Genomic DNA, 17,874 nt, shown 5'->3' with positions numbered 1-17,874 from the left:
ACGGTGTATGTCATCGCTCGCGTCGCTCACCCGCGACCTCGTCTCGATACCCAGCCACGAGGGCGAGTCGGCCGCCGGCGACTTCGTCGAATCGTGGCTCCGGGACCACACCGACGCCGCCGTCACGCGCGACGACCACGGGAACGTAATCGCCCAACGGGGCGACGGTGACGCGTCGCTCGCCCTGGTCGGCCACCACGACGTTGTCCCGCCGGACGAGTCGCAGGTCGACGCCGACGGCGGTTACGTCGTCGAGGAGCGCGAGGGCCGCCTGTACGGCCGCGGCACGGCCGACATGAAGGGCTGCGTCGCCGCGGCGATGCTGGCCGTCCGGGACGCCGACCCGGCGGGCGAACTGGTCTTCGCCTCGTTCGTCGGCGAGGAGCAGGGCGGACTCGGCTGTCAGGCGGCCATCGAGGACGGGTTCGCGCCGGACTACGCCGTCGTCGGCGAGGGGTCGACCGGCTACTCCGCCGCCGGCGTGACCGACGTGGCCGTCGCGCACAAGGGCCGGCGTGGGTCGACGCTCGTCGCCGAGGGCGGGGCGGCCCACGCGAGCGAACCCGACGCCGGCGAGAACGCCATCTACCGCGCCACCGACGCCGTCGATGTGGTCCGCGATCTGGACTTCCCGTCGACGACCGTGCTGGGCCACGACCTCCGAGGGAGCGTCGCCGTCACCGAGATCGAGGGCGGGTCGGCCTGGAACGTCATCCCCGAGCGCTGTGCGGTCACGGTCGACGAGCGGACGGTCCCCGGCGAGCGCGCCCCGCTGGACCGCGCCGAGACCGTCGACGGCGTGGCCTGGCGCGTCGACCAGGACCTCCCGCCGATGGCCTGCGGCGACGCCGACTTCGCGGACACGGTGCTGGACGCCGTCACTGGAGCGCAGGACGGCGCGCCAGACCACGTCGTCAAGCCCCACGCGACCGACGCCGGCTGGCTCGCGGAGGCGGGCACCGACTGCGTGGTCGCCGGCGCGGCCGAACCCGGCGAGGCTCACACCGCCGACGAGAGCGTCTCGCTCGCCGTGCTGGAACGCTGTCGCGAGGTCTACGAGCGCGTCGCCGAGACGTGGCCGCCGGCGTGAGTCGGGGTTCGGGACCGCGCCCGCGCTGACCGCGCGGCCCCGCGCTATCGCGACGCCCCTTACCGCCGACACCGGGTCTTTAGGGCCGCCCGCCCAACCACGGCGTATGGCAACAGCGAGCGAGGACAGCGAGTCCACGTACGAGCAGTTCCTCGACCACGTCCGCCGCCTCCACTACGTCCAGGACGCCGGCGGCGTCCTGAACTGGGACCAGCAGGTGATGATGCCGGACGCCGGCACGCCGGCCCGCGCCAAGCAGACCTCCGCCGTCTCCACGCTCCATCACGAACTGCTGACCGACGACGACCTGGCCGGCTGGCTCGACGAACTGGCAGACGCCGACCTCGACGCCGAACAGGCGGCCGTCGTCCGGGAGGTCCGTCGGGACCACGAGCGGGCGACGAAGGTCCCCGCCGACCTCGTCGAGCGCCTCTCTGAGGCGTCCTCGAACGCCCTGCCGGTCTGGAAGGAGGCCAAGGCCGAGGACGACTTCGACGCCTTCGCCGACACGCTCGAAGAACTGGTGGAACTCCGCCGCGAGTACGCCGCAGCCATCGACCCCGACCGCGACCCCTACGAGGTCCTGTTCGAGGAGTACGAGCCCTACCTCGGCATCGACACCGCCGAGGAGGTGCTGACGGACCTGCGCGACGCGCTCGTGCCGCTCATCGACGACATCGCCGACAGCGACGTGACCCTCGCCGACCCGTTCGAGGGGACCTACGACGAGGACGACCAGCACGCCCTCGTCGAGGCGGCGCTGGACGACCTGGGCTACGACTGGGACCGCGGCCGGCTTGACACCGCGCCCCACCCCTTCTCGATGGGGACGCAGTTCGACGCCCGCGTCACCACCCGTTTCACTCCCGACGACCCGCTGGACGCGCTCGGGTCGACGATCCACGAGTTCGGCCACGCCACCTACACGCTCGGCCTGCCACAGGCCGAGTACGGCACGCCGCTCGGCGACAACCGCGACCTCTCGGTCCACGAGTCCCAGTCGCGCTTCTGGGAGAACCACGTCGGCCGCTCGGAGCCCTTCTGGGACTTCTTCGCCGACACCGCCAACGACCACCTCGGGACCGACGCGTCGCCCCGCCAGTTCTACGAGGCCGCAAACGAGGTGTACGACGACAACCGCATCCGGGTCGAGGCGGACGAGCTGACCTACCACATGCACATCGTCCTGCGCTTCGAGATCGAGCGCGACCTCATCCGGGGCGACCTCGACGTGGCCGAGGTGCCGCGGGTCTGGAACGACAAGATGGAGGAGTACCTCGGCGTGCGCCCCGAGACCGACGCCGAGGGCTGTCTGCAGGACATCCACTGGACCAACGGCGCGTTCGGCTACTTCCCGACGTACTCGCTCGGGTCGGTGCTGGCCGCCCAGTTCGACCACCACGCCCGGCAGGACATCGACGGCTTCGACGAGCACGTCCGCGCGGGCGAGTTCGGTCCCATCCACGACTGGCTGACCGAGCGCGTCCACCGCCACGGCGCGCGCTACACGACGGACGACCTCGTTCGGGAGGCCACCGGCGAGTCGTTCACCGCCGACCACTTCCTCGACTACGCCGACGGGAAGTACCGCGCGCTGTACGACTGCTGAGTCGCGGGCTGGCAGTATCGGTCGTGAAAATTTTAGGTAGTCGCCTTTTACCGCTGGCGTCCGTCAATCCGGATAGCATGTCTGAGGAGCACGTCGACGCTGAGCCGAGGGCCAGCACTACGGATATCGACGAAGATATCGACGCAGACATCGAGGACGAGATCGCCGAAAACATCGACAGGCAGTCCGGATACAACCACGAGGCGGCGAGCGAGATCCAGACCATGCTCGCCGAAGTGGAGGACTCCTCGGTCGACGTCGCCGAGGAGACGGACGCCATCCGCGCACAGGCCGCCGAGCAACACGAGGCCATGACCGAGATCGCGAACGAGGTGTCGAACCTCTCGGCGTCGGTCCAGCAGATCGCCTCGTCTTCGGAGGAGGTGTCCGCCGCCTCGCGCGAGGCCACGGAACTCGCGGAGCGGGGCCAGGACAACGCCGAAGACGTGCACGAGGCGATGGAGAACATCCAGCGCGCGGCCGACAGCGTGGCCGAAGACGTCGAGACGATTCGGGAGAGCGTCGCCGAGATCGACGAGATCGTCGAGGTCATCAACGACATCGCCGATCAGACGAACATGCTGGCGCTGAACGCCTCCATCGAGGCCGCTCGCGCCGGCGAAGCCGGGGAGGGGTTCGCCGTGGTCGCGAACGAGGTCAAGAGCCTCGCCGAGGAGTCCCAGCAGAACGCGACGGAGATCGAACAGATGATCGACGGGATTCAGGAGGACACGGAGAACGCCGTCGAGAGCCTCGAAGAGAGCAACGCGGAGATCGACGACGGGATCGACACCGTCGAGGAGTCCACCCAGATTCTCGAAGAGATCGACGACACCGTTCGCGAAGTCAACGACGGCATCGCCGAGGTGGCCACGGCGACAGACCAGCAGGCCGCCTCGACCGAGGAGGTGGCCAGCATGATGGACCAGTCGACCGCGGCCGCGAAGGACATCGCGGACAGCACGGCCGACATCGCCGGGGAGTCCGTCGAGCAGACCGACCTCCTCGCGGACATCAATCAGGCGATGGACGACCTCGTCGCGGACCTCGAACGGAACGCCTGAGAGCGCCGACGAACACGCCGCTTATTTCGCCGGCCGGCCAACTCCCTCCCATGCGACCGGACCTCGACCCGGAACAGCTCGACCGCTACTCGCGGCACATCATCATGGACGACGTGGGGCCCGAGGGACAGGCGGCCCTGCTCGATACGTCGGTGCTCGTCGTCGGGGCCGGCGGGCTCGGGTCGCCGGTCCTCCAGTACCTCGCGGCGGCCGGGGTCGGCCGGCTCGGAATCGTCGACGACGACGCCGTCGAGCGGTCGAATCTCCAGCGACAGGTCATCCACGGCGACGCGGACGTGGGCCGCCCGAAGGTCGACAGCGCCGCCGAGTTCGTCGCCGACCTGAACCCCGACGTGACCGTCGACCGCCACGCGGTCCGCTTCGAACGGGAGAACGCCCCCGGCCTCGTCGCCGACTACGATATCGTCGTCGACGCGTCGGACAACTTCGCGACGCGCTTTCTCGTCAGCGACGCCTGCACGCTCGCCGGGACGCCCTTCTCCCACGGCGCGATCTTCCGCTTCGAGGGGCAGGTGACGACGTTCTCGGGCGACGGCCCGTGTTACCGCTGTCTGTTCCCCGAAGCGCCGCCGGAGGGGACGGTCCCCGACTGCGCGACCGCCGGCGTGCTGGGCGTGCTGCCGGGCACCATCGGCTGCATGCAGGCCACGGAAGTCGTCAAGCTCGCGATGGGCTACGGCGAGACGCTGGACGGGCGACTGATCGCCTACGACGCCGCAGAGATGACCTTCGAGGAGGTCCCCGTCGCCCCGAACCCCGACTGCCCGGTCTGCGGCGACGACCCGGCCATCGACAGCGTCGCCGACGCGACGTACGAGGGGCGCTGCTCGCTGGCCGAGGACTGAGCGGAACCGCTGTCCTGAAGCCCCGCCCGACGGCCCGCGGCGCTCGGCCGATTCTCACAGCTAATACTGCGACACCGAGCTTTATGCGACGGTGGTCCGGAGGTCGGGTATCTCGTGTCATGGCCCCGACTGAGCGCCCCCACTCCCTCTCGATTCGCCTGCAGAAGCCCGGCTACGTCGAGCTGGTGTTCTCGCTGGTGCTCGTCTGGGGCTTCGGCGACGCGCTGTCGACGCTGTTCGCCGCGCGCTTCGCGGGACCGGGGCTGGAGGCGAACCCCTGGATTCGGTCGCTCCTGTTCCACGAGCCGCTGCTCGTCGTCGCGCTGAAGATGGCGGTCGTCCTCTACGTCGGCGTCGTCCTGCTGGAGTGTCGCGACCTCGTCGAGCGGGTCCCGCTCTGGCGGGCCTGGCTCCTCGGCGTCGTCGCCGTCGGCGCGCTCGTCGTCTTGGGGAATACGTACGTCGGGCTGGCCGCGGCCGCCGTCGCTTAGGCCCGAACGGCCCCGAGGTCGACGACGGCGTCTCGCGGCGGTGAATCGAACAGCTCCGGGTGGACGAGCGCCGCGAGGAACTCCAGCGTGTCGACCAGCCGCGGCCCCGACCGATTGACGTAGTGGTGCCCGTCCACGACGTAGGTCCGGCCCTCGCGGACGGCCGTCAGGTCGTCGAAGCCCGGCCGCTCGGTCAGGTCGGCGAGGTTCTCGCGGGTCTGGGCCACGTCGAAGCCGCAGGGGGCGGCCACCAGCACCTCGGGATCGTACTCGCGGACTGCCTCCCACTCGCGCGGCCGGGAGTGCGCGCCGGCGTCCTCCAGTCCGTAGCGCCCGCCCGCGGTCGCGACCATCTCGGGAATCCAGTGGCCGGCGACCATCACGGGGTCGAGCCAGTCGAGGACGGCCACGCGTGGGCGCGTCTCGGCCCGCGCCGCCGTCGCCTCGACGGCCGCGACCCGCTCTCGGAGGTCCGCGACGAGAGCCGACGCCCGTTCGTCCCTGCCGATCGCGCTCCCCACGCGGTGGATGGACTCGAAGAGGTCGTCGAGGCTGTGCACGTCGAGCGTGAGCACCTCGGCATCGAGCCCCAGTTCCGCGACCGCCTCTGCCACCAGCACGTGGTCGACGGCGCACACGTCACAGACGCCCTGCGTGACGACGAGGTCGGGGTCCAGTTCGGCCAGCGCCTCCCGGTCGACGGCGTAGACGCCGTCGCCCTCCTCGGCCGCCGCGACCTGTTCGTTGATCTCAGCGCTAGCTGCTTCGGGGTCGACACGCGAGCGGTTGACCGACGGCCGCTCGCGGGCGGCCGGGGGGTAGTCGCACTCGTGGGAGACGCCGACCGGTTCGACGCCGAGCGCGTAGACGATCTCCGTCGCCGAGGGAAGCAGCGTGACGACTCGCATACCTCCGTGTTCGGCCGGGAGCGCAAAAGCCTCTCCCCGTCCGGCCGGTTCGTTACGCTTACCCTCCACCGCCGACGAGACGGGAGTATGGAAGTCAAGTCGCGTCACCACCTCCGCTCCGACGAGGTGGACGCCATCACCGCGGCGCTGTCGGACAACCTCGGGGTCGACCTCGACGCCGACAGCTTCGAGAAGGTCGCGTTCGACGACAGCGACTGGAACGTCGTCCTCGTCGACGGCGACCCGCTCGTGCTGTACTTAGACGACGAACCGTTCCTGACCGTCCAGGGCGCGAATCAGCACCCGCCACGGAAGCACGTCGTCACCGTCGACGCCGGGGCCGTCTCGTTCGTCTCCGACGGCGCGGACATCATGCGGCCGGGCATCACCGAGGCCGACGACGACATCGGCGCGGGCGACCTCGTCGTCATCAACGAGGAGTCCCACGGGAAGTTCCTCGCGGTCGGCCGCGCGAAGACCGACGGCGACGACATGGTCGGCGACAGCGGGAAGGTCGTCGAGTCGCTGCACCACGTCGGCGACGACCTCTTCGAGTTCTCGGTGTAGCGTCGAGCGGCCGCCCGCTGTCTGCCCGCGATTTTGCGTCTGTTACACCAGCGGTCGGAGTCCCAACCGGCCGACGCCGCGGTCGAGGCCTACTCTGACGAGTGCTTCGACAACACCAGCACCCACGGCGACCCCGAGCAGCAGGGGCCAGACGGTGAGATACGACGACAGCGGGTGGAGATGCATCCCGTACAGCCACTCGTACACCGTGTTGCCGAGCAGCCAGAGTGTCGCGAGTCCCGGCGTGACAAGCGAAAACCGGCCACAGAGATACAGCGGGACGGCACCCGTGAGAACCATTCCGACAGCGGCGTAGCCGGCCCCGAACGCGAGGGTCGCCGGCTCCTGTGACCAGAAGTGGACGCCGTTCGAAAACAGCCACGACAGCACGCCGATGGCATAGAGAACGCCACCGACGGCCGCGACAGCGATGGGAGTCGTTTTGACGGAGGGCGGACGCATCGGTGTCGCTGTTCGGTCCGCCGCTGAATAACGCTTTGTCCCCGTCCGCGCGCAGAGTCCGGCTGATCAGGGCCCCCTGTGTCAACACGTTCGATGGACGAAAACTTGAAACCGGTTGCGCACGCCGGGAGTGACATGGGACTGATGAGCAAGATTCTCGGCGAGTCGGGGTCGTCTCGGAACACCGAGGACTACGTCGAGCTAAACGCCAACGAATTCGACATGAGCGGGACCGAGACCGAGCGGCAGGTCCGCATCGCCCGCATCAGCGACAAGCAAGACGTCATCGAGATCAAGGACGCCGTCTACGACGGCGACGTGGTGATCGCCGACATCACGCGCCACTCCACGCAGGACCGGACTATGGAACACATCAGCGACGAGCTCAAGCAGGTCGCCAACGAGGTCGGCGGCGACATCGTCCAGAAGGACGACGACCAGCTCATCATCACGCCGGCGGGCGTCGGCATCGCCCGGGAACGCCTCGGTCGATAGACGTCGGCGCGGCGGCGTTCGTTTCAGTGTAACGGCCGGTTCGTCGGGGGTTCAATGCGTTTTTCGGTGTCGCCGCGCTAGCGATGCCAATGACAGATCCGGCCATACGAGCCAGTGGGTTACGAAAGCGATACGGCGACGTGCAGGCGCTCGACGGCCTCGAACTCTCCGTCGATCGGGGGGAGTTCTTCGGCCTGCTCGGGCCGAACGGGGCCGGCAAGACGACCTTCATCAACACGCTGGTCGGTCTCGTCCACAGCGACCAGGGAACCGCCGAGGTGTTCGGCTTCGACGTGGAGGACGACTACCGGGAGGTCCGCGACCGCATCGGGCTGGCCCCACAGGAGTTCAACGTCGACCGATTCTTCCCCATCATCGAGGTGCTCGAACACAAGGCCGGCTACCACGGCATCCCGCGGGACGAGGCCCGCGAACGCGCCGAAGAGGCGCTCAAGACCGTCGGCATCTGGGACAAGCGCGACACGCGCTTCGACTGGCTCTCCGGCGGGATGAAACGCCGGCTGATGCTCGCCCGCGCGCTCGTCTCGGACCCCGACCTGCTCATCCTCGACGAGCCGACGGCGGGCGTCGACGTGCAGCTCCGGCACGACCTCTGGGACATCATCAACCGCATGAACGACGCGGGGACCACCATCCTGCTGACGACCCACTACATCGAGGAGGCCGAGCGCCTCTGTGACCGCGTCGCCATCATGGACGACGGGCGGAAGGTCGAGGTGGCGACGCCCGACGACTTGATGGCCCGCGGCACGGACACCATCGTCCTCGAACTCGCGGATCCGCCGCGGACCGCGCCGCGCCTCGACGTGGATGGCGTCACGGACGTGGAACTGACCGACGAGGGCCTGTCCGTGACCGCGATGGGCGGGAGCCAGACCGCGCCGGCGATCATGCGCGAACTCGAAGCACAGGGCCACACCGTCGCCTCGCTCGACATCCGCCGGGCGTCGCTCGAAGAGGTGTTCGTCGACATGACGCGCGACGAGCGCGACTACGCGGAGGTGTCGGCGTGAACCCCAACGCGACCCAGCTGGTGACGCTGGTCCGGCGGGAAGTCCTCCGGTTCGTGCGCCGGCCGTACAACACGTTCCTGCCGCCGATCATCACGAACGCGCTGTACTTCTCCGTCTTCGGCGTGATCCTCGGCAGCCGGATCGGGTCCATCGCGGGCGTGAGCTACATCCAGTTCGTCCTCCCGGGACTGGTCGTGCTGGGGGCCATCTCGGACAGCTTCGAGAACGCCTCGTTCACCATCTTCCACGGCCGGTGGAACGAGTACATCCAGGCCGTGACCACCTCGCCCATGTCGAACCGGAGCATGGTGTCGGCCTACGTGACCGCGAGCGCGCTCCGGGGCGTCATCACGTCGCTGCTCATCATCGGCGTCGGACTGGTGTTCACGTCCGTCCCCGTCTCGCACCCGGGCTACCTGGTCGCGTTCGTCCTCGTCATCACCACGCTGTTCGGCGGCCTCGGCGTCGTCGGCGGCCTGTGGGCGAGCGACTTCGACTACCTCACCGTGATGAACCAGTTCATCCTCCGGCCGCTGGTGTTCTTCGGCGCGGTGTTCTACTCGCTCGACGTGCTGCCGCCGCTCTGGCGCAGCGTCTCGCTGCTCAATCCGATGGTGTACATGGTGAACGGTGTTCGCTACGGCATGATCGGCGTCACCGAGATCGACCCGAACACGTCGCTCGCGGTCCTGACCGGCGTGACCGTGGTCGTCCTGTCGATCGACTTCGCGCTGTTCAAGCGCGGCTACGGGCTGACGGAGTGAGGGCTCGCCGGTGCGCCTCGCGCTCGTCGGTTTCGCGACGCTACTCGCCGTCGCTCCTGTCCTACGAAAAGGGGGACGTGCCCTCGGCGGCTGACCCGGATCGGAATGCCGGATTGGGTCCGCTCCGGCGGGCGGACAAACTATGACAGGGTGCCCCGGAACGAGGTTCCGTGGCGACACGAGCGGACTCGTGACCCGGATACTTGTGAGCGCCTCCGGGCGTGGCGTATGTTAAATTATGACATGAGGGCATTTAGGTGTGACGCCCGTCTGACGCGCAGTGATAATCGGGCCCGCTGTGGCTGTGCAATCGCTCTTGAGTGGTCGTTCGGCAGCACGTCACCGCGTGGCTCCGGAACGCGGTCGTTTCGTGCTCACGAGCAGGTACTGCGCGCTCGGACTTCGATCGCACCCGCAGAAAGTCCGCCCCGGTCGGACCCTATACGTTGTCCGGCGCGTCGGCGTCGTCCTCGACCGAGCGCTTCAGCGAATCGCGGCGCGCCTTCGCGTCGCGGTCCGTCGCCTCTTCGAGGAAGTCGTTTTTCTTGGCCACGGCGTCCTCGGCGGCGTCGACGTGTCCCTCGGCGATGACCTCCTCGGCGGGGCGCTCGTCGATGTGCAGCGCCAGTTTGTCCTTCTTCGATCCGTACTCGACGCGGCCGGCGACGACCCGCTCGAACACGGGATTGTCCGGTTCGTCGACGACCAACAGGTCGTTGCCCTCGTACTCTTCCGTGTCAGTTACCGGTCCGAAATACTCCTCGACGAACGCCTCCATGTCAGGGACGCGGTCTTCGAGATGCTCGCCCCGTCGCATCTTGTACTCTCGCATGGCCGAGTTTTTGCGAGGGGCTGTCTTACCCTTTGCGTTCACTCGTCGCGGTGGTTGATAAGTGACCCCTTGTGGCACTCGGGACAGAAGTCGCCGGCCCGCAGCGAGGTCGATTCGACCTCGGTCGTGAACCCGCACTCGGGACAGCGGAACTCGCCTTCGGGAACGGTCACGGCGTTCTCACCGACGGGCTCGACGTCGGATTCGTCGTCGTCCTCGACGGGCATCGTCTCGGGTGACCAGTCGTCACCGTCGTCTCCTGGCTCCTCGGGCCACGCGCCGGGCTCCCGGTCGCCGCTCGTCCCCTCCTCGTCCTCCTCGCCGAGGATGAGCCCGTCGTCTTCCTCGGGATCCGTCTCGTCACCGGCCAGCGAGTCGTCGCCCTCCGCGTCCGGTACGTCGACCGTCGTCGTGGGCTCGTCCAGTTCGACGTCCCCGCTTTCGGCCTCGTCGTCGCTCTCGTCGTCGTCGATGATCTCGGCGTCGTCGGCCGACGGGTCGATCGGTTCCGACTCCTCGTCCGATCCGCCGCCTCCCACGCCACCGACATCCGGGTCGACGGGCTCCGTCTCGACGCCCTCGTCGACGCTGTCCCAGCCGTCGGACGCGTCTTCCGCCTCGTCGTCTTCTGGGGGTTCGAACTCGCTCCCCTCCGGTTCGGCGTCCGCCGCGTCAGCGTCCGCGTCGTCGACGAGATCGCCCGCGATGTCCGATGGCGTCTCGATTGCCGTCACTTCCTTGTTCTCCGAGACGATCCGTGTGTTCCCACACCGTTCGCAGGTCTCCCGTTCCTGGATGGTGATTACGACTTCGCTACCCTGCTCTTCGCGCTCGCGCTCGACGGTGGTCTCACCGTACTTGTGCCCGAGGACGGAACATTTGAGACCCATTGTCAGAACTTCCCGCCGTGGTATACTTAAACCCTGCCCGTTCGCCCGTCATCACGTGACAGTCTGAGATTTATTTCACCTCCTATTGCGAAATTTTATAACAGATACCGGGCCTACGATTCGTCAATGCGTTGGACGACGGCGGCGATCGTCGCGTTGTGTCTGCTCCTGCCGGTTCTCAGTAGCACCGGCGCGGCGACGGCGAACGAACCGCCGCTTCCCGACGCTGGCCTCGACCAGTCGGTTGAGCGCGGAGCGACGGTCCACCTAGACGCCAATGGGTCGCGCGACCCCGACGGCGACGTCCGCCGCGTGGAGTGGACCATCCGAACGCCTGGCGGCGCGACGCGTGCGCCCGACTGCCCGACCTGCGTCCAGACGGCGTTCACCCCGACTGAACTCGGGCGATACAACGTCACTGTCGCGGTCACCGACGACAACGGGACCACCCGCTCGGACACGCTCTACGTGACGGTGACCGACCCTCGCGGACCGACGGTCTCGCTGTCGTCGCCGACGGCGCTCCCCGTCGGTGCGCAGCGGAACCTCTCCGCCACCGTGACCGCCGGCGACGCGTCTCTCCGGTCGCTCGCCTGGCTCGTCAACGGAAGCATGGTCCGGCGAGCGCAACTCTCGGGCGACAACGCGACCGCGACGCACCCGTGGACGTTCAACACCACCGGTCCGATCTCAGTCCGCGCCGTCGTGTACGACGCGGCCGGCCACCGCGGGGCCGCGAACCAGACCGTCCGAGTCGTCAGCTCGACCGGCGGTGGTGGCGGCGGCGTCGGTTCCGAGCCGTGTCCTGGCGGTACGATCAACTACTACGACAGTTCCAACCAGAATCGAGGGTGTACCACCGGCGCATCGATGACTATCGGCGATACCGTCGTCGACGTCGATGGGAAACCCGGGATCTGGATGTACGTAGACAACGAACTTACACAGGTCGTTAAGCCGGAAGAAGCCGATAGTCTCTCGAAAAATGGTTTGGGGGAAACGTTCACGAAAGAAACAATTGATGAAGAAAGTCGGAGCCTATTAAATCAGCGACAACAGAGAGAAACCGATAATAGAGATAGCGATTCTGATAGTAGTCCTGATTTCATATTCCACGAAGAGACTGATTCAAATGGAAAAGCAGATGTAAGAAACACTCCCAGCAATGGTGTTGGTGGGTGTGAAACGTGTGATGGAGGAACGGATGATACCAGTGGAGGTAACGACAGTCCAGTCTATGGTGGATGGGGGCCGTGAAGTAAAGAATCGTTTCAACATGGCGAAAGCAAATAAAAAACGTAGCATAAAATAAGATATAAGATGATGTTAGATTTAAAAAGGAGTTTTGTGTTGTTCAGTATTCTCACACTTGTCTTGTTTTCGGGGTGTTCCAGCCTTGGAACCAGTAGAAGTACTGTGACACCGGAACTAACTCCAGAAGAAACAGCCACTGAGAAAACAACAGAGTCAGCAATCCGAAAGAGTTCGACACCAAAAAAGAAGACCCCTCACGAAGCTATTCAGACCAAAACAGAGGTTGATAAATATGCCGATCGTCGACAAAAATATAGACAATTCGATAAAGAATTTCGAATTTGGATGACTCTTGGAATTACTGCAAAGGTTATTAATACCGAGATCTATCCAGAGAACGAATCATATCATATCCAATATGAAATGGAGAATCCAAGAAATAGGTCAATTAGCAGAGAAGAGAGACGGCTTATTGCTTTGAGCTATATGCATATTGTCAACCGGTGGAACTCTGCTGATTTCCCAGATCGTGATCATACATATATCCCAGATACAGTAAATGTGACTGTTCTAACGCCAGAGGGAAAATTGTACGAGACAAGCTACCTAAAATACAACTGGGCTTATCAACACTCTATTGGAAAGTGGTCAAAGCGCCTCTATCTGGCACATTATGCGGGTTCTATCGAATTAGGTCCAGAACATCCTGATTACGAAGGTCGCGAATAAAATCGAGTGGTTAATAAATATCCAAGGTTTGTCCCTTCTATTCTAGTAATTTTTATAATGTACGGTCAGCTGTGTCTTTCGAGACTAAATATGAACCTAGTAACTCCGTGCAGATCTCTTCTCTCTTTATACCCGTTGACAGGGGACAAAGATTAGACCCGTCCGGTAATAGAGGGGACCATGAGAGCGAAGCCGGAGTATCGTGACCGGGACGAGACCGAGGTTGCGGTGCTCGACGCGCTCGCCGACCGCCGCGAGGAGGGGATGACCGTCTTCGAGCTTCGGTCGCGGACGGAGGAGAACATCGACCGGATCGAAGACGCGCTGGCGGCCCTCAAGGCGGACGACCTCATCGAGGTCGAGGACAACGGCGAACGGACGGTCATTCTGCCGGGGGAGGACGTGGTGGGCGACGACGTGCCGGACGAGGAGGGATCGCTGCTGGACCAAATTCGCGATCGGTTGCCGTTTTAGTCGCTCAGTCGTCGGCCGTGGGGGTGGCGGCGCAGTTGTTCGGCCCGAGTTCGAGTTCGAAGGCCGCGTCGTCGTCGGCGGTTTCGGTGCCGAGGTTGATCGCGATGATGCGTTCGAAGTTGGCCGGCCGCGGGGGTATGTCGTCGCAGACGGCGTCGACGAACGCTTCGCGGTCCATCGAGAAGGCGGGGTGGCGCTCGCGGAGATCGCCGAGGGGGGCGGTGTAGGTCCCGTCTGACGCGGGCGTCGCGGCGTCGCCGTAGTGCCCCGGTGCGACGAGCGTGTCGTCCGGGAACGCGGCGAGGCGCTCGATCAGCGTGCGGTGGAGGTCCCGAGCGAGGTCGCGCGCGCCCTCGGCTCCGGCTTCGAGGTCCGGGCGAGCGACGCCGTCGAGGAAGACGCTGTCGCCGGCCAGCAGCACGTCGCCGACTGCGAACCCGGTCATGCCGGTAGTGTGGCCGGGCAGGGGGTGGGCGCGGAGCGTCGCCGAGCCGACGGTGAGCGACCCGTCGTCGGGGAGCGCGGTCACCGCGTCCGTGACGCCGCGGTCGACCGCTCGTGTGGCCATGACCGGTTCGGCGTCGGTCTCGGCAGCGAGGCGGCGAACGCCGCTGACGTGGTCGGCGTGGACGTGCGTGTCGACGGCGTAGCGGAGCGTCGCGTCGTGCTCGGTGGCGTCGGCGACGTAGCGGTCGGCGAACGTCCGAAGCGGGTCGACGACGGCGGCGTCGCCGTCGCTGACGACCATGTAGCCGAGACAGCCCGAGGCGGGGCGTCGGTACTGGACGACGGTGGCCGCGTCGCAAGGGATCTCGCGGGCATCGTAGAGACGGGCCCATCCCTCCATGCCGTCGGCGAGGTTCTGCGCGTCCACGTCGTGGTCGGCCAGAAGGCCGGCGACGAAGGCGCTGGCCTCGCCGCGGGCGCAGACGACGGTTATCGGGCCCGAGCCGGCCACGTCCGCTACGAGGTCGTCGACCTCGCCGGTCACCTTCGCCTGCAGGAACTTCGGGAACGGGAGTTGCGTCGCCGTGACCGACGGGCCGTCGATGTGCCACTCTTCGTACTCGTCGCGGTCGCGAACGTCGAGCAGTCGGACCGGTTCGCCGGCGTCGAGTCGCGATTGCAGCGCCGCCGCCGACACGGACTGTGGCTCCGTCGGGGGCTCCGGATAGTCCTCGGTCATACCGGACGTAGGTCGCTCCGGCAGATAAACCGGGCGGGGAATTGAAGCCCGCGCCGGCCCCAGCGAGAGTATGGACGCGCGAGCCACGATCGACGCGGTGCGAGACGCGACGGAGACGGAACGCGACCGACTCGGGTCGGACAAGGCGCTCGTCGCCGCCACCGGCGCGTCGCTTGAGACCGACGCGGTCCTCGAAGCCGCCGCGACTCGCGAGGCGGGGCTGGCGGCCGCGCTGGGACGGTGGAGTGACGAGATCTCGGACGACGATGGAGCGGACGGCGCGGTCGCGGACGCGCTCGATGAGGCGGCCGCGGCGGCCGCAGAGCGGAGCGACCGAATCGACGCCGATTCGGGAGAGCCAGACGCGCTCTCGGCGCACCTCGAAACCGTCGCGGGGACCGCAGAGCGCGTCGGGGCCGGCCTCGTCGCGGCCCCCCTGATCGCCGACCGCTTCTACCTGCAGGTGGTGAACTTCTTCGTCAACGAGGCCGACGAGGGCCGCGCCGACCTCGCCCGGGAGCTCAGGTCCGACGCATCGTCGCTTGACCAGGCCGAGACCGCTCTCGACGCGCTCTCGGAATCGGAGCGTGACGCCGCTGCGGCGGCTGCCACCGAGGCCGTCGAGGCCGCCTACGAGGGCTACGCCGAGGCGCTGGACGCGATGGGACTCGATCCGAAGCCGATCTGTTGAGCGAGGTGGTCCGTCGCTGGTCTGGGTCCGGAGGCCGCTCCCGCCGCACCGTCCGTTCGCGCTCAGTCGAAGCGGTAGGTGGCGACGCGGTTGGACGCGTAACGGAACCCGGCGGCGCCACACCCCAGACAGAGCAGGAGCGTCGCCGCCAGGCCGCCGCCGAGGACCAACGGCTCGTCGCCCAGCGAGAACAGGTCGTGGACGCTGAACAGGAACGCTAGGCTCGCCGGCGCGACGGCCGCGCCGAAGACGACGAGGTAGCCGACGAAGGCCCAGCCGCTCGGAACGACCACCTCGCGCCCGTAGACGGAGGACCGCTCGAACTTCGGAAAGACGACGCCGGTGCCCACGGCGATGGCCGGCGCCGCGACGGTGGCGACGAGTGCGGTCGCGAGCGCGACGCCGAACACCAGCGGTGGCGTGCCGGCGGCGACGCCGACGCCGCCGACCAAAACCACCGTGAGTGCGACGCCGGGGAGCGCGCCGGCGAGGACGAGCCCCGAGACGAACGCTCGCCCGGAGACGTTCGCGGTCAGCGTGAGCGGGAGGACGCGCTCCTCGCCGCCGAGCGGATTGAGCGTGAACGCCGCGCCCGCGGCCGCCGCGCTCGCGACCCCCGCGGCCAGCGGAAACGTCGGCGGGACGACGCCCTCGAGTATCACGGTCTGGAGGTGGAACATCAGGAAGAAGAACGGCATGGCCGCGTACTGGACGGTGATGGGGGCGCGCTTCGTCCGGAGCCACGACTTCTGTGCGACGACGCGGGTCGCCGTCGAGACCCGGCCCCGAAGGAGTCGGTCCGAGAGCGTCCGCTCGTCGTGGTCGAACTCGTGGGCTGGCTGGATCGGATCCGCGTACCAGGTCCGTCTGGCGAGCCACAGGCACGCGACTGTCCCGACCGGGAGGCTCCCCGCGAGTGCGACGGTCGCGACGCCCGCGTGGAGGGGGTCGGCGCTCGCGCTCCCGAGGGCCAGCAAGACCGCGTCGGCGGTCCACGACAGCGGCGACCGCGTGGCCAGTCGGAGCACGCGCGTCTGCACGGAGGGGATCGTCGTCATCGTGATCCAGCCGACCGCGAGCGCGAGGGAGGCGAGCCCGCCGAAGCTCGCGCGGTGGCGCGCGACGACGGCCGATTGGCTCGCGACCAGCTTCGTCACCAGTCCCAGCCCGTAGCCGCCGAGGGTCCCGAGGACCGCGACGAGGAGCGAGCCGACGAGGAGGACGAGCGCGACGGCGACGCCCGCGCTCCCGGCGGCGAGACCGAGCGTCAGCGCCGCGAGGGGGAGCGCGAGGCCGGCCAAGACGCGGCCGACCTCCGCGACGACGAGTCCGGCCAGCGCGTCCTCGTAGGGAATCGTCGTCAGGAGCCCGTCCGCGGCGTCGGGTTCGCCGGCCGACTTCACCGTATGCTGAAGCGTGACGAAGCCGACCAGTCCCAGCAGGCCGCCGATCGCTCCCGTCGTCGCGAGCCTGACAGTGTGGGGGTCGCTCTCGACGAGCGCGCCGCCGAGAAACAGCGCCGCCGCGCCGATGGCGAGGCTGTACAGCGAGATCATGAGACCGCCGCCGCCGAGCGTGAGCGTCCCGCGCGCCGTCCCGAGGAGCTTTCGCCACGTCCGCCGAAGCTCGGTCCGCGCGACGAGCAGCGCCCGGCGGCCGTCCGGCCGTCTCATTGCTCCGCCGGCCGCTCGCTGGTCACGTCGAGGAACACGTCTTCGAGCGTCCCGCCGGCCGCGATCTCGTCGGTCAGCTCGGCCGGCGTGCCCTCGGCGACGAGGTCCCCGCCGTACAGGACCCCGACGGTGTCGGCCAACTCCTCGACCACGGGGAGGATGTGCGTCGAGAGGAACACGGTCGTCTCCGCGGCCGCGACCTCGCTGATCGTGTCACGCACCGTCCGGGCCGCCCGCGGATCGAGTCCCGAGGTCGGTTCGTCGAGAATCAGCACCTCGGGCTCGTGTAACAGCGCCTGGACGAGTCCGAGCTTCTGTTTCATCCCCTTCGAGTACGTCTCGACGCGGCGGTCGGCGTCCGCCGAGAGGTCGAAGCGGTCGAGCAGCGACTCCACGCGCTCCCAGTCCTCGTGGCCGCGCAGGCCCGCGATGTACTCCAGTTGCTCGCGACCGGTGAGTTCGTCGTACAGCGGCGGTTCCTCGGGGAGAAAGCCGATTTTGTCGACCACCGCCGCTCTATCGGAGACCGGTTCGCCGGCGACCCGGGCCGTCCCCGAGGTCGGGTTCGTCAGCGTCGTCAGGATGCGGATGGTCGAGGTCTTGCCCGCGCCGTTGGGGCCGAGAAAACCGAAGACGCTCCCGCGGGGCACGGTCAAATCGAGGTCGACGATGGCGCTCGTATCGCCGTAGCGCTTCGTCAGACCGTCCGTCTCGATCGCCGGTGCTGGTGGAGGGCACATACCGGCAGTGCCGCCCGGGCGGAAAAAAGGTCTTCCTGTTGGTGCGAACGACTGT

General features: G+C 67.2%; 20 protein-coding genes. 13 read left to right on the top strand and 7 right to left on the bottom strand.

The window, feature by feature from the left end; translation table 11 throughout:
• Positions 1–7: 7 nt before the first annotated feature.
• The 5 genes from GM656_RS16115 to GM656_RS16095 all read left to right on the top strand — a co-directional run bounded on the left by GM656_RS16115 (position 8) and on the right by GM656_RS16095 (position 5,120).
• Positions 8–1,090, top strand: a complete 1,083-nt coding sequence (locus tag GM656_RS16115) for a M20 family metallopeptidase (RefSeq protein WP_162414705.1) — start codon at positions 8–10, stop codon at positions 1,088–1,090.
• A 106-nt stretch (positions 1,091–1,196) separates the two neighbouring features.
• Positions 1,197–2,699, top strand: coding sequence for a carboxypeptidase M32 (locus GM656_RS16110; protein ID WP_162414704.1), 1,503 nt, complete (start codon positions 1,197–1,199; stop codon positions 2,697–2,699).
• A gap of 77 nt (positions 2,700–2,776) precedes the next feature.
• Complete coding sequence (locus GM656_RS16105; protein ID WP_162414703.1) at positions 2,777–3,763, top strand: methyl-accepting chemotaxis protein; 987 nt, start codon at positions 2,777–2,779, stop codon at positions 3,761–3,763.
• A 50-nt stretch (positions 3,764–3,813) separates the two neighbouring features.
• Positions 3,814–4,629 (top strand): SAMP-activating enzyme E1, encoded by an 816-nt coding sequence (gene ubaA / locus GM656_RS16100; protein ID WP_162414702.1) that lies wholly within the window; start codon positions 3,814–3,816, stop codon positions 4,627–4,629.
• A 119-nt stretch (positions 4,630–4,748) separates the two neighbouring features.
• Complete coding sequence (locus GM656_RS16095; RefSeq protein WP_162414701.1) at positions 4,749–5,120, top strand: DUF5658 family protein; 372 nt, start codon at positions 4,749–4,751, stop codon at positions 5,118–5,120.
• Here GM656_RS16095 and GM656_RS16090 read toward each other — a convergent pair.
• Positions 5,117–6,028, bottom strand: a complete 912-nt coding sequence (locus GM656_RS16090) for a cobalamin-binding protein (RefSeq protein WP_162414700.1) — start codon at positions 6,026–6,028, stop codon at positions 5,117–5,119. The two genes, GM656_RS16095 and GM656_RS16090, sit on opposite strands and share 4 nt — an antisense overlap.
• Before the next feature lie 87 nt (positions 6,029–6,115).
• Between GM656_RS16090 and GM656_RS16085 the strand changes: the two genes are divergently transcribed.
• On the top strand, positions 6,116–6,595 hold the full coding sequence (locus GM656_RS16085; RefSeq protein WP_162414699.1) for an RNA-binding protein: 480 nt from the start codon (positions 6,116–6,118) through the stop codon (positions 6,593–6,595).
• A gap of 42 nt (positions 6,596–6,637) precedes the next feature.
• Here GM656_RS16085 and GM656_RS16080 read toward each other — a convergent pair whose 3' ends face one another.
• The gene (locus GM656_RS16080; RefSeq protein ID WP_162414698.1) at positions 6,638–7,057 is read right to left on the bottom strand and encodes a hypothetical protein; all 420 of its coding nucleotides are present in this window, start codon (positions 7,055–7,057) and stop codon (positions 6,638–6,640) included.
• 135 nt (positions 7,058–7,192) lie between these two features.
• Here GM656_RS16080 and GM656_RS16075 point away from each other — a divergent pair, with 135 nt between their 5' ends.
• The 3 genes from GM656_RS16075 to GM656_RS16065 all read left to right on the top strand — a co-directional run bounded on the left by GM656_RS16075 (position 7,193) and on the right by GM656_RS16065 (position 9,350).
• Positions 7,193–7,552, top strand: a complete 360-nt coding sequence (locus tag GM656_RS16075; protein WP_162414697.1) for a cell division protein SepF — start codon at positions 7,193–7,195, stop codon at positions 7,550–7,552.
• An 89-nt stretch (positions 7,553–7,641) separates the two neighbouring features.
• Positions 7,642–8,586, top strand: coding sequence for an ABC transporter ATP-binding protein (locus tag GM656_RS16070; protein ID WP_162414696.1), 945 nt, complete (start codon positions 7,642–7,644; stop codon positions 8,584–8,586).
• A complete protein-coding gene (locus tag GM656_RS16065) occupies positions 8,583–9,350 on the top strand; it encodes an ABC transporter permease (RefSeq protein ID WP_162414695.1) in 768 nt (255 codons plus the stop codon). The genes GM656_RS16070 and GM656_RS16065 overlap by 4 nt, the downstream gene beginning before the upstream one ends.
• A 439-nt stretch (positions 9,351–9,789) precedes the next feature.
• On the opposite strand, the gene GM656_RS16060 is transcribed toward GM656_RS16065, so the two are convergent.
• Together GM656_RS16060 and GM656_RS16055 are read right to left on the bottom strand one after the other, a co-directional pair.
• Entirely contained in the window at positions 9,790–10,182 is a 393-nt protein-coding gene (locus GM656_RS16060) for a DUF5611 family protein (protein ID WP_162414694.1), read from the bottom strand.
• Positions 10,183–10,220: 38 nt separating this feature from the next.
• Positions 10,221–11,072: a zinc ribbon domain-containing protein gene (locus GM656_RS16055; protein WP_162414693.1), complete on the bottom strand. Its 852-nt coding sequence runs from the start codon at positions 11,070–11,072 to the stop codon at positions 10,221–10,223.
• Between the two features lie 126 nt (positions 11,073–11,198).
• Here GM656_RS16055 and GM656_RS16050 point away from each other — a divergent pair, with 126 nt between their 5' ends.
• The 3 genes from GM656_RS16050 (at position 11,199) to GM656_RS16040 (ending at position 13,529) form a co-directional block, all read left to right on the top strand.
• On the top strand, positions 11,199–12,329 hold the full coding sequence (locus GM656_RS16050) for a PKD domain-containing protein (protein ID WP_162414692.1): 1,131 nt from the start codon (positions 11,199–11,201) through the stop codon (positions 12,327–12,329).
• A 63-nt stretch (positions 12,330–12,392) separates the two neighbouring features.
• On the top strand, positions 12,393–13,055 hold the full coding sequence (locus GM656_RS16045) for a hypothetical protein (RefSeq protein ID WP_162414691.1): 663 nt from the start codon (positions 12,393–12,395) through the stop codon (positions 13,053–13,055).
• 180 nt (positions 13,056–13,235) lie between these two features.
• Positions 13,236–13,529 carry a DUF6432 family protein gene (locus GM656_RS16040; protein ID WP_162414690.1) on the top strand — a complete coding sequence of 98 codons (294 nt, stop codon included), beginning with the start codon at positions 13,236–13,238 and terminating at the stop codon, positions 13,527–13,529.
• 4 nt (positions 13,530–13,533) lie between these two features.
• On the opposite strand, the gene GM656_RS16035 is transcribed toward GM656_RS16040, so the two are convergent.
• The gene (locus GM656_RS16035) at positions 13,534–14,715 is read right to left on the bottom strand and encodes an MBL fold metallo-hydrolase (protein WP_162414689.1); all 1,182 of its coding nucleotides are present in this window, start codon (positions 14,713–14,715) and stop codon (positions 13,534–13,536) included.
• A 70-nt stretch (positions 14,716–14,785) separates the two neighbouring features.
• Here GM656_RS16035 and GM656_RS16030 point away from each other — a divergent pair, with 70 nt between their 5' ends.
• Positions 14,786–15,406 (top strand): transcription antitermination protein, encoded by a 621-nt coding sequence (locus GM656_RS16030; RefSeq protein WP_162414688.1) that lies wholly within the window; start codon positions 14,786–14,788, stop codon positions 15,404–15,406.
• Between the two features lie 62 nt (positions 15,407–15,468).
• Here the strand turns inward: GM656_RS16030 and GM656_RS16025 are convergent, their stop codons facing one another.
• Positions 15,469–17,079: a hypothetical protein gene (locus tag GM656_RS16025; RefSeq protein WP_162414687.1), complete on the bottom strand. Its 1,611-nt coding sequence runs from the start codon at positions 17,077–17,079 to the stop codon at positions 15,469–15,471.
• A complete protein-coding gene (locus GM656_RS16020) occupies positions 17,076–17,819 on the bottom strand; it encodes an ABC transporter ATP-binding protein (protein WP_162414686.1) in 744 nt (247 codons plus the stop codon). Before GM656_RS16020 ends, GM656_RS16025 begins: the two co-directional genes overlap by 4 nt.
• Positions 17,820–17,874: the final 55 nt, after the last annotated feature.

It is taken from the genome of Haloarcula salina, assembly GCF_010119195.1.
Taxonomy (GTDB): domain Archaea; phylum Halobacteriota; class Halobacteria; order Halobacteriales; family Haloarculaceae; genus Haloarcula; species Haloarcula salina.
This window is presented reverse-complemented; position numbering and strand designations above follow the sequence as displayed.